Annotated in this window: 14 protein-coding genes; 7 read left to right on the forward strand and 7 right to left on the reverse strand. The window is 55.9% G+C overall.

From position 1 onward, the window contains the following. The first annotated feature begins 24 nt into the window (after positions 1 to 24). The 6 genes from Pan97_RS12470 to Pan97_RS12495 all read left to right on the forward strand — a co-directional run bounded on the left by Pan97_RS12470 (position 25) and on the right by Pan97_RS12495 (position 4,184). Entirely contained in the window at positions 25 to 432 is a 408-nt protein-coding gene (locus tag Pan97_RS12470; RefSeq protein WP_144972990.1) for a hypothetical protein, read from the forward strand. Between the two features lie 305 nt (positions 433 to 737). Continuing rightward, on the forward strand, positions 738 to 1,751 hold the full coding sequence (locus Pan97_RS12475; RefSeq protein ID WP_144972992.1) for a DUF1559 domain-containing protein: 1,014 nt from the start codon (positions 738 to 740) through the stop codon (positions 1,749 to 1,751). Positions 1,752 to 1,806: 55 nt separating this feature from the next. Further along, positions 1,807 to 2,247 carry a DUF4198 domain-containing protein gene (locus Pan97_RS12480; RefSeq protein WP_144972994.1) on the forward strand — a complete coding sequence of 147 codons (441 nt, stop codon included), beginning with the start codon at positions 1,807 to 1,809 and terminating at the stop codon, positions 2,245 to 2,247. A gap of 199 nt (positions 2,248 to 2,446) precedes the next feature. Beyond that, positions 2,447 to 3,424, forward strand: a complete 978-nt coding sequence (locus Pan97_RS12485; RefSeq protein WP_144972996.1) for a glycosyltransferase family 2 protein — start codon at positions 2,447 to 2,449, stop codon at positions 3,422 to 3,424. A 74-nt stretch (positions 3,425 to 3,498) separates the two neighbouring features. Then, positions 3,499 to 3,783: a hypothetical protein gene (locus Pan97_RS12490; protein WP_144972998.1), complete on the forward strand. Its 285-nt coding sequence runs from the start codon at positions 3,499 to 3,501 to the stop codon at positions 3,781 to 3,783. Continuing rightward, on the forward strand, positions 3,783 to 4,184 hold the full coding sequence (locus Pan97_RS12495; protein ID WP_144973000.1) for an HNH endonuclease: 402 nt from the start codon (positions 3,783 to 3,785) through the stop codon (positions 4,182 to 4,184). The genes Pan97_RS12490 and Pan97_RS12495 overlap by 1 nt, the downstream gene beginning before the upstream one ends. Positions 4,185 to 4,190: 6 nt before the next feature. On the opposite strand, the gene Pan97_RS12500 is transcribed toward Pan97_RS12495, so the two are convergent. From Pan97_RS12500 to Pan97_RS12525, 6 genes are all read right to left on the reverse strand, one after another. Then, on the reverse strand, positions 4,191 to 5,483 hold the full coding sequence (locus Pan97_RS12500) for a right-handed parallel beta-helix repeat-containing protein (protein ID WP_144973002.1): 1,293 nt from the start codon (positions 5,481 to 5,483) through the stop codon (positions 4,191 to 4,193). Between the two features lie 223 nt (positions 5,484 to 5,706). Beyond that, positions 5,707 to 6,762 (reverse strand): reverse transcriptase family protein, encoded by a 1,056-nt coding sequence (locus tag Pan97_RS12505; protein ID WP_196782376.1) that lies wholly within the window; start codon positions 6,760 to 6,762, stop codon positions 5,707 to 5,709. Between the two features lie 673 nt (positions 6,763 to 7,435). Further along, entirely contained in the window at positions 7,436 to 7,633 is a 198-nt protein-coding gene (locus Pan97_RS12510; protein ID WP_105352531.1) for a cold-shock protein, read from the reverse strand. Positions 7,634 to 7,804: 171 nt separating this feature from the next. After that, positions 7,805 to 8,452, reverse strand: a complete 648-nt coding sequence (locus tag Pan97_RS12515; RefSeq protein ID WP_144973006.1) for a DUF2625 domain-containing protein — start codon at positions 8,450 to 8,452, stop codon at positions 7,805 to 7,807. Between the two features lie 23 nt (positions 8,453 to 8,475). Next, entirely contained in the window at positions 8,476 to 9,435 is a 960-nt protein-coding gene (locus tag Pan97_RS12520; protein ID WP_144973008.1) for a bestrophin family protein, read from the reverse strand. A gap of 93 nt (positions 9,436 to 9,528) precedes the next feature. Next, a complete protein-coding gene (locus Pan97_RS12525; RefSeq protein ID WP_144973010.1) occupies positions 9,529 to 11,091 on the reverse strand; it encodes an arylsulfatase in 1,563 nt (520 codons plus the stop codon). A gap of 295 nt (positions 11,092 to 11,386) precedes the next feature. On the opposite strand from Pan97_RS12525, the gene Pan97_RS12530 reads away from it, so the two are divergent. Further along, positions 11,387 to 12,676 carry a hypothetical protein gene (locus tag Pan97_RS12530; RefSeq protein ID WP_144973012.1) on the forward strand — a complete coding sequence of 430 codons (1,290 nt, stop codon included), beginning with the start codon at positions 11,387 to 11,389 and terminating at the stop codon, positions 12,674 to 12,676. Between the two features lie 6 nt (positions 12,677 to 12,682). Here the strand turns inward: Pan97_RS12530 and Pan97_RS12535 are convergent, their stop codons facing one another. Further along, positions 12,683 to 13,624 carry an AraC family transcriptional regulator gene (locus tag Pan97_RS12535; protein ID WP_144973014.1) on the reverse strand — a complete coding sequence of 314 codons (942 nt, stop codon included), beginning with the start codon at positions 13,622 to 13,624 and terminating at the stop codon, positions 12,683 to 12,685. Positions 13,625 to 13,725: the final 101 nt, after the last annotated feature.

The following is a 13,725-nucleotide window of genomic DNA, read 5'->3' on the forward strand; positions in this document are numbered from 1 at the left end:
CGATCGAAGTAAGCAGGGCCGGTAATGGATAACCCTTACGAATCTCCGCTGGAGCAAGGCTCGTCGCCGGCGAGGAGCGATTCCCTTTCCTTGGGCTGGGCGATCTTCAGTGGTGTAGTTTGGTCGGTCGGTGCTTCGTTACCGATCACGGCCCTGCTGGTGACCTTCTTTCGGTTTCCGATTCCCTTTAGGGGCATCGTTTCGGGGCCTTCGTTCATTCCGCTGGCGATGTTCGCGCTGCTGATGTACGGCATCTTCTTGGGGGGCTTCCTTCCGTTGGCGGCTGCTGGCGGGATTGCGGGAGGGATTGCGCGGGCAATCAGTTCGACACCCGCCCGGCAGCGTTGGATTCTCAGAATTCTTGCCGTAGGTGCATCGTTCGCTCTATTGCTGCTGTTGGCGACGCTCGATTGGGTGATCGGTCCTTGGTAAATGCTTTCTCAGCAACTTGTTGAAGCGATTTTCCTAAAATGATACTTATGGGTGGCGTGAAGCGTCCTAAAAGTAAAATTCCGGAAAAATCTAAGAATCAGATAGTAAGGGAAAATTTGGGCGTACGAAACATAAACAGGGACACTTAAGTTCCCTTACGCGTTTCGTTCCTCATTTATTCATTGTCTGACTGACGAATTGTCGGTTGGGCCGAGCTCCCTGGGTGGCTATTGCTTGTCCAGTCACCAATCAGGTGCCATCGCACCTTCATCCTTCCTCTTCATTCTTATTTTATGAGATGCCCCATGACTACTCGAACCTCTCGAAGTTGCCGTCGCGGTTTCACGCTCGTGGAATTGCTGGTTGTGATCGCCATTATTGGCGTACTGATCGCCCTGTTGTTGCCTGCGGTGCAGCAAGCCCGTGAAGCGGCTCGCCGGATGCAGTGCTCGAACAACTTGAAGCAGATCGGCCTGGCGATGCACAACTATCACGACACCTTTCAGTCTTTTCCCTCGGGTTACATTGAGTTGAGCATCTCAGATAACCAGGGACACTGGACCTGGTCGGCGTTCATTCTTCCCTTCATGGAACTGGGCAACGTTACCGATGCTCTGCAAGTCGGCCGCGTGAATCCGAGCCAGGCACTGACGAACAATCAGGCCGTCATGCAGGGAACCTACGATCCGTTTCTATGTCCTTCCGACGCGGGCCCCTCGGTCAGTGATCCAGGCGAATGTGCCGGGTGCGCGATCGAGAACGCTGGCGGAACGAATCTTGGTCTTTCCAAGACGAACTACGTGGGGGTCAACAGTTCGGCCTACGTGCGTGCGAATCAGGCTACTAACTTCGGCGATGGAACGACCGGGGCGACCGGGATGTTCTTCAAGGACAGCGACACGCGGATGCGTGACGTTACCGACGGGACGAGCAACACGCTGATGGTTGCCGAGCGCGCGTACGTCTTGAATCGCGAATGGTTCGGATCGAGCGAACTGTTCGCCACGCGTGATAAGAACGGGAAAGGTCCGGATCACTATCAACACCCCGACAAGGCTAACTTCGACCAAGGCCTGTACCGCACGCTATGTACGACGTTGTTTTCGCCAAACATCGTGATCGGGACGACGACTTCCAAGAACCAAGCCAAGAACCATGGTATCTCCAGCCTGCATCCAGGGGGGGCGATGGCTGTTTTCGCGGATGGATCGGTCAGCTTTCTGTCGGAAACGATTCCGAGCAACACGACCGGTACGACCGACACCATCATGGAATACCTGGGCAACATGCAAGATGGCCAGGTAATCGGCGAGTATTAATCTTCCTTTCTTCCTCCATAGTTATCTTGAAGAACTCCATCGGAGACACCTATTCATGCAATTCGTTGCTTCATTTCTAAAACCGAACGCCTCGTTGGCCATCGTGGCCGCGATTGCTTTGTGCGTGGTGATTGGCTGCTCGAAGGCGGACGGCCCAGACCTGGGTTATGTCGAGGGAACGGTCACGTTGGACGGCAAGCCACTGGATGGTGCCGAGGTTCAGTTTGAACCAACCAATGCACGCCCCTCGGTTGCTTTTACCGACGAGAATGGCCACTATGTGTTGAAGTTTACCGGCTCGCGCGATGGAGCCACGATCGGCACGCATACCGTGCGGATTCTTTCGGCCCGTGGTTCCAGCGGCGGCGAAGGAGACGGCCCCGTCGTCAAGGCCCGCCCCGAACTGCTGCCCCCGAAGTACCACGAGAAGTCGACCCTGACGGCCGACGTTCAAAGCGGTAATAACACGATCGATTTTGACCTTCAATCGAAGTAGTTTTCGTTTGAATCGCTGATATCCCACAGAAAGCCATGCTCGCCTCGGTGAGCGTGGCTTTTTTTGTTCCCGTCGTTTGGAAGTCTAGGTGATTCAGACATTTCCGCATTGCCCCCCATGCAAGCAGTCGCTATTCTCTCGCCACCTTACTTAGCAAGAGACAGGCAGAGACGAATAGATTTGGGGGGAAGTGCTAGCAATGGTCGAGGATCCAGTGATTTCCGTGGTGATACCACTGCCGGACGACCGTGGGCACGCGTACGACTCTTTAAAAGGCTTCACCCAGCAGACCCTTGATGTTACTCACGAGGTGATCGTGCCGACCGACGCGGCGTCACGCGACGAGATCGCCTGGCTGGTCGATCTATTTCCCCAGGTACATTGGATTTACCGGCCTGGGGTGAATGTGAATGCCCTGTATAACTTCGGTGCGGCGGTCGCACGCGGCACGTACCTCTACATCTCGGAATCACACTGTATTCCACGCGCCGATTGTCTGCAGCAGATCTACGATTTCGTCCAAGAGTCAGGTCTGCCGGCTGCCTGTAGCGCGAGTGACGGCATCAACGCGAACTACGTGGCGCGGTTTGAACAGAGGATCTTTGAAGAAGACTTTCATCACTGGATGAACGCCAAGAAGTGCAAGATCGCGATCCGTGGTACGTTGATTGAACGCAGGTTGTGGGAACAGATCGGCGGCTTCCAGGACGAGTTCGGTCACTTTGCCGAAATGCTGATCGGTCGCCAACTGGAGGCGGCCGGCGTACAGTTCGGTCTTGCCGCGAAATCGTTTGTATCGCATTGCAACCAGGTGAGTTTGAAACTACTTTCGGACGAGCTTATCGAATACGGCGAAGACGAGTGCCGCTCGTGCCACCTCATGTCGAAGGAGATGCACGTTGCCAACACCCGGGAATGGGCAGAACGCGAGTGGCTGCAAGGAAACACAGTATGGCTTCGGTTTCGCCAGGCGAAAGAATCGTTTCGTCAACGACTTCGCAAGCTCGCCATCACGTATCTTCCCATGCCGGCGGAGTGGCGGTTTCGAGTTTTCCGCCGCTACTGGCAAGGAGCGATCCGCCAAGGCCGACTACGATACCTGGCCTCGATGAAGACGCAGCATGCGGTGCCCGAAGAGGTTGTTCAGTCGCCGGTTGCCTATCAGAAAGCGGCTTAATGGGCCTGTTTTCTGGACTTTCCAGAGTCCTTCAAGGTATACTTTGAGAAAGTCTTACCATAAGGGATAGATTCTTGAGTGACGTTTCGCAGCCCGCTGGTCCAATGCAATTTTCTGAGGCAGCTATCTTCGGCCGGGTCGTTGAAAGTTCGGGCGAACTTTCTGTAGAGATAGCGGAACACATTCTGTCGCTCGCGATCTCAGCGGATGACCAACGACGCGTAAAGGTCCTCTTGGAAAAGAACGCCGGTGGTCTCTTGACCGAAGCTGAACATGAGGAGCTAGAAAACCTCAACCACGTTGCCGATTTACTCTCGCTATGGCATTCACGAGCGCGGCGTGCGCTCCGTTCAAAATAATGGATGCAGGGCTGGTCCAACGTGTTCGTCAGCGAGCCAACGATGTCTGCGAATACTGCCGCATGCCACAAGCAGTGCACCTGCTAACTTTTCCCATCGATCATGTGATTGCACGTCAACATGGCGGTGAGATGGACTTGGAGAATCTGGCGTTGTCCAGCGTTCGCTGCAATAGCTTTAAGGGGCCAAACATCGCGGGACTCGATCCTGAGTCGGGTGAGTTGACACGGTTGTTTCATCCGCGAACCGACATTTGGGAAGAACATTTCGAGGTTCGTCAGGCATACATTCACGGCCAGACGGCGGTTGGCCGTACAACCGTTGTCGTCTTGAACATGAACCATTCCGACTATGTTGCTTTGCGTGAGTCGATTATTCTCGAAGGGAGATTCCCTGGTTAACGCTTGTTAGTTGGACACGGCATGATAGCCTTTGCTGGCCATTGATTCAGGCACCAGTGGCTGGCCAAATCCATCCCACGGGGGCACCGGGCGCGTGGCAGGTTTATCGCCTGGTTTTGCCTTCTCTTGCGGCTGGATCACTTCCGTCTCTTCCAAGGTAACTCCCCCGCCGCTGGCCGTTTGGCGCTGGGTGGATTGGCAGTTAGCGATCAGGCAATCGGTGAGCGTGATCTTGTGTTTCGCGCGGTCGTCGGTCATCGCGGCAACGCCCAGGTCGTAGAAGGTGCACAGCTTCGCGGTGATCGGTCCTCCGTTACACCAGATGCCGGTGCCGCCGTAGCCGACGTAGCAGTTTTCTAAGGTGGCCGTCGTCCAGATGCGCACCTGGCGGCCGTTGGCCAAGGCGATGCAATCCTTCAGTTGCACGTCTTCGACCTTTAAGTCGTAGCCGGCATCTTGATTGCGAATGGCACGGCAGCGGGTCAATGTGGTTCCGACCGTGTTGCCTTCGACAACGAACCCATCCCCGTTTTTATAGCGGTTCTTTTGCAGCGGCATCATGTTGTTCGCCGCGGTACAGTCCTCGAAAGCGATGTGCGTGTTTGGAGCACCGCCACTGTTGACGTTGAAACCGAACGGCAGAAGCTCGGTATGCTTTTCCCATTGGGTGTCCGCCTGAGAACAATCAGCCACGCAGCCGCGGAAAACGACACGATCGCACCCTTGCTCGAGCCGGAAACCATGTTTGCTGTAGCGAAGCAGGTCGCAGCCTTCGAGCCGCAGATCATCGCAATCGCTCAGGTAGAACCCATACCTGCAATGCTGCACGTCGACGTCGTCGAACGCCAGATGCGAGCGTCCCTCTGTCCCGGCCGCTTTGTCGGCAAAGATGCCAGTGCGGTAGCCATCAATGCGCAGGTTTTGAAACGTGATGTGCGATGCCTTGTCGCCCAGGCGAATCGCCGTGGCACCTTTGCCAGGAGCTTCGATCGTCCAGGTATGCGTGAACCTGGGAAGGCCATCTCCGCGATCCACTCCGCGGATCGTAATCGGGGCTTCGGCCGTTCCGCGACAATCAATTGTGAGCGGCACGCCGGCGTAGTTTCCACCACCAAGCTGAAGCGTATCGCCGGGTTTCAAGTTGCCAATAACCTGGGAGAGCGATCCACCAGCGTATGCCGAATCCCAGGCGGTTCCATCTTTCTGTCCTGCACCTGTGGGCGTGACATATAGGTCAGCAGCACGCGATAGGGAGAAAAAGCTGAGGGCAAGACAAAGGGCAAGCGTGGGAATTTTCATTGATGGGAACCCAAGGGGGAATCGTCAGATCGTTGGCAGATGCAACTGACTATAACGCGAAAGGGGAACCGATTGCATCCGTTTGGAAGGCATTCTTGGCGGATCGAGCGGATGTTTTAGCGATAAATCCTGAGCGACATGGCCAGCCCGTGCCGGCCGACGTCGGCTAAATTTCAAGATATGGAAAAAGCTTACCTCTTGAGGACACGCCATGTGACTATTATCACGACACGGTCCAGTCGATTTGTTCGAGGATCGCTCGCAACTTTCGTCCTCGATCGGGATGGATCATTTCCACAAACGAAACACGGCCTGCCAAATGACTTTGGAAGTCATCATGCCCTTCTCGATTTTGAGAAGCGGGGCCCGTTCGAACACAGTTGGACAAGATTGCTTTCAGGCGATCGTAGTCCTTCCGCAAGATATTGGGTCGTTTGTTAACGACAATTCCCGCGATTCGTTGTCGCACTCCTTTCCTCATGATCTTGGTCTTGCGGTAGTGCACCGTATAGCCCTCTTCCATGGCGATAGCGGCTACGTGAACGGAGAAGCGACGGCAGATTCGAGCGAACTCGCAGTCGCCGGAGAATGCCAGGTCATCCGCATAGCGAGTAAACGAGGCATTCATCTTGCGGGCTAAGCCGGCTAATCGACTGTCCATTCGAAAGGCACAAAGGTTTGCCAGGACGGGTGATGTTGGAGCCCCTTGCGGCAGGTGAGGACGCGCATAACGGCGTATTTTGTATTGAATCTTTGCCGGTGGGGCGTGATCCAACGCATTCCAGATCTCGGTTGGGGCGGAGTTCGTACAGAGACCCGTGAGTAGGTCAGCGACGCAGTCAGGGTAGCCGAGCGAACGAAAGATCGCCTGAACCTGAGCGGCGCGAATCGATGGGAAGAAGTCCTGAAGATCCATCTTGAGGACAACTTCCCTGCCAATATGCGGACGGGCAAAGGAAGAAATCGAACGGCCGCATCGAAAGCCGTGCGAGGCATCGTGCGGCGGCAAATGGTTTAAGATGTCTTTCAGAATTCGACGCTGGATAGTCTTCAGTCGAGGCTTGGGGGCTTCGATCAGACGAAACTCTCCGGGCCGCTTGGGAAGCAGGCGATAGCGGTAGTGTTGCAGCTTCGGCTTATTCTGTTTGGCTTCGAGTTGGCGTCGATCTGAGAACCAAGCCAGTTCGCCTGGCTTGAGGTCGAGCCAATGCGACAGGTCTTGCGGCGTTCGAAGGTTGAGGGGAGCTTGCCAGGTCGTTGTAACCGCAGGGGCGACCATTTCAGGGGCGGGCCTGAGCAAACTCGAGAACTTGAATCGCCCATTTTGATAAGCGTTGCGAAAACCCTGGTCAGCGAGAAGGAAGGAGACGACATCCGATTTTCGGGGTCGAATACGATCGCCGAAAGTTTTCGCGAGACGTTTAGCGAGGGGACGTAGCCAGCGGCCTCGTTTGGAGAGGATCTGGCTGCCACGCTCAACCAATGCATCGACGTCAAATGGCCCGTCGACAAAGACGCCCGCTAAGTTAATGGCGTAGAACTGAATCGTGTGCATGAAAACAGGGTGGCGAAATGGCTAACGCGTCTAGTCTGGCTTGAGCCATCATGCGCGAGGCGCATCGTTGCTCAAGCGATGGAATTGCTTACCATTCAGGGTGCTCCGGGGTATCCCCGGAGAGATTTCATTCACTGAAACAGATGAAGAGGAAATCAGCTTAACGCATTTCGCCACCCCGCATGAATTCTAGCGGGTTGCTTTGAAGAATGCGAAGACGTTTGACCTGGCCAGATGGGCCGAAAGAAAATTAGTTCCGCGCACGACGAACGTCAGCCTCGTGCCATGGACTTGAACAGAAAGTCGAACAAGAGACTGAGACATCGGTAAGCCGGTCGAAGCGCCCGCCGGTGGGACGCTTCTTTGCCGACATTTAACCTAGATGTGAAATCTGTGACTAAACAGGCTTCACGTTTTCGGCACGTGGACCCTTAGGGCCTTGGCCTTCGGTGTAGGAGACGCGCTGACCTTCGTGAAGTTCCTCGAAGCGAACGCCGTCCAAATTCGAGAGGTGGAAAAACAGGTCCTTGTTCTGACCCGTGTCGATGAAACCGAAGCCTTTGTCGGTGAGACGTTTGATGATACCTTCCGGCATGATCCATTCCTTGAGAGCAAATTTAGCAGGACAGCCGGGAAACACTTTGTTTAACGGTAGTCATTGCATAAAAGAGCATTTTACGACGAAAACCGCCCGAAGGATAGGACGCTGAAAAAGTTCCCCCGACATCTTAAAAAAGGGATGTGCGGACGGCTTTTCGGCCTGCCCTCAATCCCCAGAAAACTGCTGAAAAAGGTCGTTTTTCAGGTCGAAAGCCTCGGATGCCGGGACGTCGTTGCGGGTACTCTTGGCAATCGAACCTTCGGCCGTCCAGAGAAAAGGATAGAAGAAAAAACAGCGATCCCGGGCAAGTCGCCGGGCATCGGCCTGCCAAGATGTCCAACGCAGATCGCGATAAAAATCGCTCAGACCGCCGGTAACTGCGATGTGGAACAGGTCGGTGTAGCCGATCTCAAGAGGCTCCCATTCGAGATCGTCCGGCGCCAGGTAATAGACGTTGCCAAAGTCTTCCCCCAGCTTGCCCCCGTTGATGGAAAAGAACCCGCCGATGGCGTCGTCCGCGATCAAGTAGAAGCCGTGGCTACGTCCTTGATTCCATGCCGGTAAGGTTCGCGTGAAACTTGGATGACCGGAACCGAGAAAACGTAGCCAGCCGTCATCGACGACGATTCCGCCCGTTTCGTAGGCGATCGCACCCATGGTACTGCGAGTTGTGACCTGCACATCCAGCAGTACCTGTTCGCGCTGATCGGATGGAGGCAGGATCTCGACGTGAACCGTCGCCGCCGCGATCCATTCTTGAATGCGCTGCATCCCAGGATCACTTTCGTCGATAAGTTCTTCCAACGTTCGCATGGCTTGGCGGGAGGTGCACGAGGTTAGATCAATAAATGGTCGACCGGTTTGATTGGTTCCGGCAGATCCTCGTCCGGGCAACCGGAAAGCTGCAGGACGTTTCGCTCGATCATGGTGGTCAGCTGCAGCAGCGGCAAGTCATTGTCGTCGGTCATGAAGGGTTGTTCGATTTCATCCCCCACGGCATCCAGACCCAGGAAGAAGTAAGCAACCAGCGCGACAACCAGAGGCGTCAGTGGTCCGACCGTGTCGTGCAGACCGCAAGGAAGCGCCATGCAGTAAATAAATACGGTGCGGTGGGTCAGCACGCTGTAGGTGTACGGAATGGGCGTACTCTTGATCCGCTCGCAGCCTCCCTGGATGCCCATCATTTCCGTCAAGCAGTTGTGTAGCAGCGGGACGTGGTACGTATCGAGTCGCCCCTTGCGCCAAGCCGAATTGATCTGGCGCGAGATTCGATCGGCGATCGCCGCCGGAACGTTGTCCTGGGCCAGGTCATGCTTGAGCTGCGCGTCGCCTGGTAGCTGTTCTTCCAGGTCGGTTGCCGCATCGGTATCGCGCAGGCGATGCCGCAGGGCGTGGATATGGCAAATGATCAGCCGCACCATGTGCAGGCGCTGTTGTTGGACTTCGCCGGAAGTCTGGGTGCCATCCCCGCTGTTGGCATCATCGACGAGCGTGTTGATCTGCATGGTGAAACTTCGGCAGACGTTGACCATGCGTCCCCACAGCTTGCGGCCTTCCCAATAGCGATCGTACGACGCGTTGTTGCGAAAGCCGAGAAAGATGGCCAGGGCCAGGCCGACCACGGTAAACGGGGCCATGGTCAGCGTATAGGCTTGCTCGGGAAAGGTGTAAGCGATGACCGTGATCAGGATTGACCAGAAAAACACAACGGCGACGCGCGGCCAGATCGATTCCATCGTCGTTCCATGAACGGCGAAGATCATTCCCAGCCAGCTTTCTTTGTCCGTAACGATCATGGAATACTTGTGCCTGATAGCAAGGAGGTGCCGAGGTGCTTGTCGAACAAGTTACCCGATCCGCCCCTGCCGTGGCAACCAAGCCATGTTTCGCTAGTCCTTGGCCGGCGTGCCGTCTTTGTTCAACAGTGGTGGCTTCTTGCCCGAGACGGGCAGAGCCTGTTTCTCCTTCAGGTGATCGGTCTCGATGGCCGTCTTATGCCAGAGCTTCGAAAGCTCCTTCACACGTTTGGGGTACTGATCGGCAAGATTGTTCAGCTCGGTCCCATCCTTTTCAATGTCGTACAGTTCCCACTGCGAAGCACGATGCGTGACCAACTTCCATTTACCCTCCCGAATGGCTCGATTGGTGGAGAAATGGAAGTACAGGAAGTCATGCGACTTGCGGGTTTCGCCTGCCAGGATGGGTGACAGCGAGAGACCTTGCAGCGGCTCCAACTCGCGATTGGGCCAGCTGGCGGGATACTCGGTCTTACCTAGATCGACGCACGTGGCCATGAAGTCGATTAGGTGGGCTGGCTGATCGGTGATCGCGCCAGGCTTGGTCTTCATGCCAGCTGGCCAGTGAGCGATCAACGGAGACGAGATACCACCTTCATGTTGGTTCTGCTTGTGCAGGCGAAACGGCGTGTTGCCAACATGCGACCAGCCGGTGTCATAGCACCAGTAAGAACGTGGGTCCCACGTGTCATACTCTTTGCCGCGGGTGCGGTCGAACGGACAGGCCCCGTTGTCCGAGCAGATCAGAATCAGGGTATTGTCGAAGACTCCTTTCTCTTTCAGAAACGCGACCAGGTCACCGGTCGTTTGATCAACCCGATCGACCATTCCGGCGAACGCAGCCATGCGGCGACGCTCCCAATCCTGTTGATCGTCGGTCAGGGAGCTCCAATCGGGAACATGCTCGGGCCGTGGAGACAATGCCCACTGCTTGGGAATCAACCCCATTTCAAGCTGTCGCTCGTAACGTGCCGCGCGAAGTTTGTCCCAGCCGTCGCCGTAGCGGTTTTCGTACTTGCGGAAATCTTCTTCGCGAGCCTGAAGCGGGTAATGGGGTGCATTATGGGCAACATACAGGAAGAACGGCTTGTCGGGATGCTCTTCCAGAGACTCGGCAAGAAACCTCTTCGCCCATTTCACGTTGGCGTCGGTGGTGTAGAAGTCGTCATCGAAGTCGTTCCATTTCTCGCCGTTGAGACGAAACGTGTTGTCCCCCTTGAAGAAGTTGGTGGCCCCGGAAAGGTGGCCGAAGTACTTCTGAAAACCAAAGTCGGTCGGCTGTTTGCTCAAATGCCACTTGCCCACCATGGCCGTGGTGTAGCCAGCGTTGCCGAGTACTTCGGCAATCGTGACGCCACGCTTGAGGGACTCGCTGCCGGCTTGATCGCAGTACAAGCCCGTCAGGAGCGATACCCGTGACGAATGGCACTTGCCGGTGTTGTAGAAGTTGCGGAAGCGGAGCCCATCCTTGGCCAGGCGATCGATGTTGGGCGTCTCGATCTCACTGCCGTAGCAACCGAAATCGGAGAACCCAAGGTCATCGACCATCATGATGAGGATGTTCGGACGCTCAGCGGCAGCGGCAATGCTGGGGACCAGCCCGATGCCAAACGCGATGGCCAAGACCAAAGTCCATGAAATGATTCGTTGCATCATTGAATTTCGTCATGAAGAAGAAGGTTAGTCAGGCGGGATTTGCACCGGGGGGTGCCGCGATCTGGAACGTTGAGTATAGCCGCGTAATGAACGACTCGCCAGGATTTCCAAGAGCGGCGAAAAACACCATTTGACGTTCGTGCCAATAAAGTGGATAATAATGTCCAGAATAAAGCGTTTGCTTGATGATTGAGATTTCCCTCCCCTGTCATCCACTGACACGAACTCAGATTTTCTGGCGGTCCCAGGTAACCGCTCGCGAGGTAGTCTGAGAGACATGAAAGCAGGCTTCGCTATGAAAACTTCATGGATCTTCATTTTAGCGACGATGTTGTTGGCCGTATCTCAGCTCTCGGCTCAGGAGCCGTACGACGAAGAGCCCATCAACTACAGCGACAAATCGGTCGACAACCCGGTTGCCCGCGTGCAACAACAATTGGACGAGGGTAAGCAATCGCTGGAATTCGACGAGGATCACGGCTTTCTTAAGTCGGTCCTCCAAGCGTTGGAGATCTCGCCTGAGTCACAGGTGCTGGTCTATTCGAAGTCGAGTTTTCAGCTCCAGCAAATCTCTCCGCGTCGCCCTCGGGCCCTCTATTTCAACGACGAATCGTACGTAGGGTGGGTGCAGCGCGGTGATGTGCTGGAGGTGATGACGACCGACCCGATTCGAGGAGAAGTGTTTTACACGCTCGAGCAAAAACCGGAAGAGCAGCCACGGTTCGTTCGCGATCAGGGGCAATGCACGGTATGCCATGCGTCTTCGCGTACCCAGCGCGTCCCAGGCGGGCTGGTGCGATCGATGTACGTGATGTCGAGTGGAATGCCGCATTATGGTTCCGGGACATTCAATACGGACCAGACGAGCCCCCTTTCCGAGCGTTGGGGTGGTTGGTACGTGACCGGAACGCACGGCGCGATGCGACACATGGGAAACGTGATTTCGGAAGATCGCTACAAGCCTGAGGAACTCGATCGTGAGGCCGGGGCGAACGTGACCGACCTGAGTGAATTGTTCCAGGTCGAAAAGTACGTGACGCCTCATAGCGACATCGTGGCGCTACTGGTGCTTGAGCATCAACTGCAGATGCAGAACTTTCTGACGCTGGCCAGTCACGAAGCTAGACGTTCGGCCCATCACGATCAGGTGATGAACGAGGCGCTAGAGCGCCCTGCCGATCACGTGAGCGACACGACGGTGCGGCGCGTGCAAAGTGCGGCCGACAAGGTCGTCCGGCACATGTTGATGGTCGACGAAGCTCCCCTGACCGATGCCGTCGCGGGAACGTCGCGTTTTGCCGAAGAGTTCCAAGCGAAAGGAATCAAGGACTCCCAGGGACGCTCGCTGCGGGACCTGGACTTGAAGACGCGGCTGTTCAAGTACCCGTGCAGCTACCTGATCTATTCGAAGACCTTCGATCAGCTTCCGTTGAACATGCAGACCACGATCGCGCAGCGGCTGCGGGAAGTCCTTGACGGTGAGGACACCAGCGGCGACTTTGATCACCTCTCCACTGCCGACCGAAAGGCAATCTCAGAGATCCTCCAGGAAACCAAGCCAGAGCTTTGGAAACTGGGGGAGTAGGTTGGCTTACGACCGCTTCGGCTTCTCGTTGGATCGCTCGCGATGCCGGTACTCGCCCGGCGGGCATCCTTCTTTCGCCACCATTAGCCTACGGAAGCGTTCCTGGCTGCTAAATCCGGCCAGGTAGGCAACCGACTTAATCGGTAGGCTTGTTTCGGTGAGCAAACGCTTGGCACGTAAAAGTCGGCAGTGATTGATCTCGTCAAGCACGGTGTGCCCCAGGCTGGCCATCATCTTGCGTTCGAGCGTGCGGCGTGTTGTTGGCAGGGATGCCACCAACTGATTGACTGAGAGGGGGCGGTCGCTGTGGGTCCAGATGATGTCGAGCGCTCGATTGACGATGGGGTCGTCCACTGGGTTGGTGCGACCGGTGTATGTGGACGCGGCGGGACGCTGCACGGTGGGTAGGTGCTCCATGGACAATGTCAGCAGTTCCATGGCATTGGCGCAAACCGTCGGCGTATGTCGCAGCGGATCGGCATGGATGCGATTGAGCAGTCGGTCGAACGTCTCAAGGAACGAGTCGGCTTCAGCCGCATCCAACTTCGCGAAGGCGTTGTCGGGAGAAATGGTCCCCTGTTCGACGAGTCGGTGCATGAACTCGCCATGGATCGACAGCCACCGCTCGGTCCAGCCAATCTCGCGTTTGGGGCGATAGCGATGCCAAACACCGGGGAACAGGAGAAAGAGCGTTCCTCCCTCGATCGAAACGCGACCACTGGGGGCTGACTCGAATTCGCCGCGCCCCGAGCTGATGAACTGGATCTGAAACTCCGGCAGTTCGCGTCCTCGTTCCCACGAGAAGTGATAGATGCCCGGGTGCTGCCCCGGTGGATAGTTCACATTCGGCGGGACGGTGCCGCGGCCCCCTCCGGTGACATAGAAGCCGAACTGCATGTCTTGATCGGAAATGGGCAAGTAATGAAAGAAACTGTTTTCTTCGTTCACGGTCTCGACGACCTCCGGCAGTAGCAGCTGCGCCAGGATTAATCACACCATGGATGAAAATACTACGATGTTGTGTCGCAAATCGTGTGAATCAGAAGTGT

It is taken from the genome of Bremerella volcania, assembly GCF_007748115.1.
GTDB lineage: Bacteria > Planctomycetota > Planctomycetia > Pirellulales > Pirellulaceae > Bremerella > Bremerella volcania.

Coding starts and splice junctions, on each gene's coding strand:
- Pan97_RS12470 (WP_144972990.1), top strand. CDS start 25: ATGGATAACCCTTACGAATCTCCGCTGGAGCAAGGCTCGTCGCCGGCG.
- Pan97_RS12475 (WP_144972992.1), top strand. CDS start 738: ATGACTACTCGAACCTCTCGAAGTTGCCGTCGCGGTTTCACGCTCGTG.
- Pan97_RS12480 (WP_144972994.1), top strand. CDS start 1,807: ATGCAATTCGTTGCTTCATTTCTAAAACCGAACGCCTCGTTGGCCATC.
- Pan97_RS12485 (WP_144972996.1), top strand. CDS start 2,447: ATGGTCGAGGATCCAGTGATTTCCGTGGTGATACCACTGCCGGACGAC.
- Pan97_RS12495 (WP_144973000.1), top strand. CDS start 3,783: ATGGATGCAGGGCTGGTCCAACGTGTTCGTCAGCGAGCCAACGATGTC.
- Pan97_RS12500 (WP_144973002.1), bottom strand. CDS start 5,483: ATGAAAATTCCCACGCTTGCCCTTTGTCTTGCCCTCAGCTTTTTCTCC.
- Pan97_RS12505 (WP_196782376.1), bottom strand. CDS start 6,762: ATGGTCGCCCCTGCGGTTACAACGACCTGGCAAGCTCCCCTCAACCTT.
- Pan97_RS12510 (WP_105352531.1), bottom strand. CDS start 7,633: ATGCCGGAAGGTATCATCAAACGTCTCACCGACAAAGGCTTCGGTTTC.
- Pan97_RS12515 (WP_144973006.1), bottom strand. CDS start 8,452: ATGCGAACGTTGGAAGAACTTATCGACGAAAGTGATCCTGGGATGCAG.
- Pan97_RS12520 (WP_144973008.1), bottom strand. CDS start 9,435: ATGATCGTTACGGACAAAGAAAGCTGGCTGGGAATGATCTTCGCCGTT.
- Pan97_RS12525 (WP_144973010.1), bottom strand. CDS start 11,091: ATGATGCAACGAATCATTTCATGGACTTTGGTCTTGGCCATCGCGTTT.
- Pan97_RS12530 (WP_144973012.1), top strand. CDS start 11,387: ATGAAAACTTCATGGATCTTCATTTTAGCGACGATGTTGTTGGCCGTA.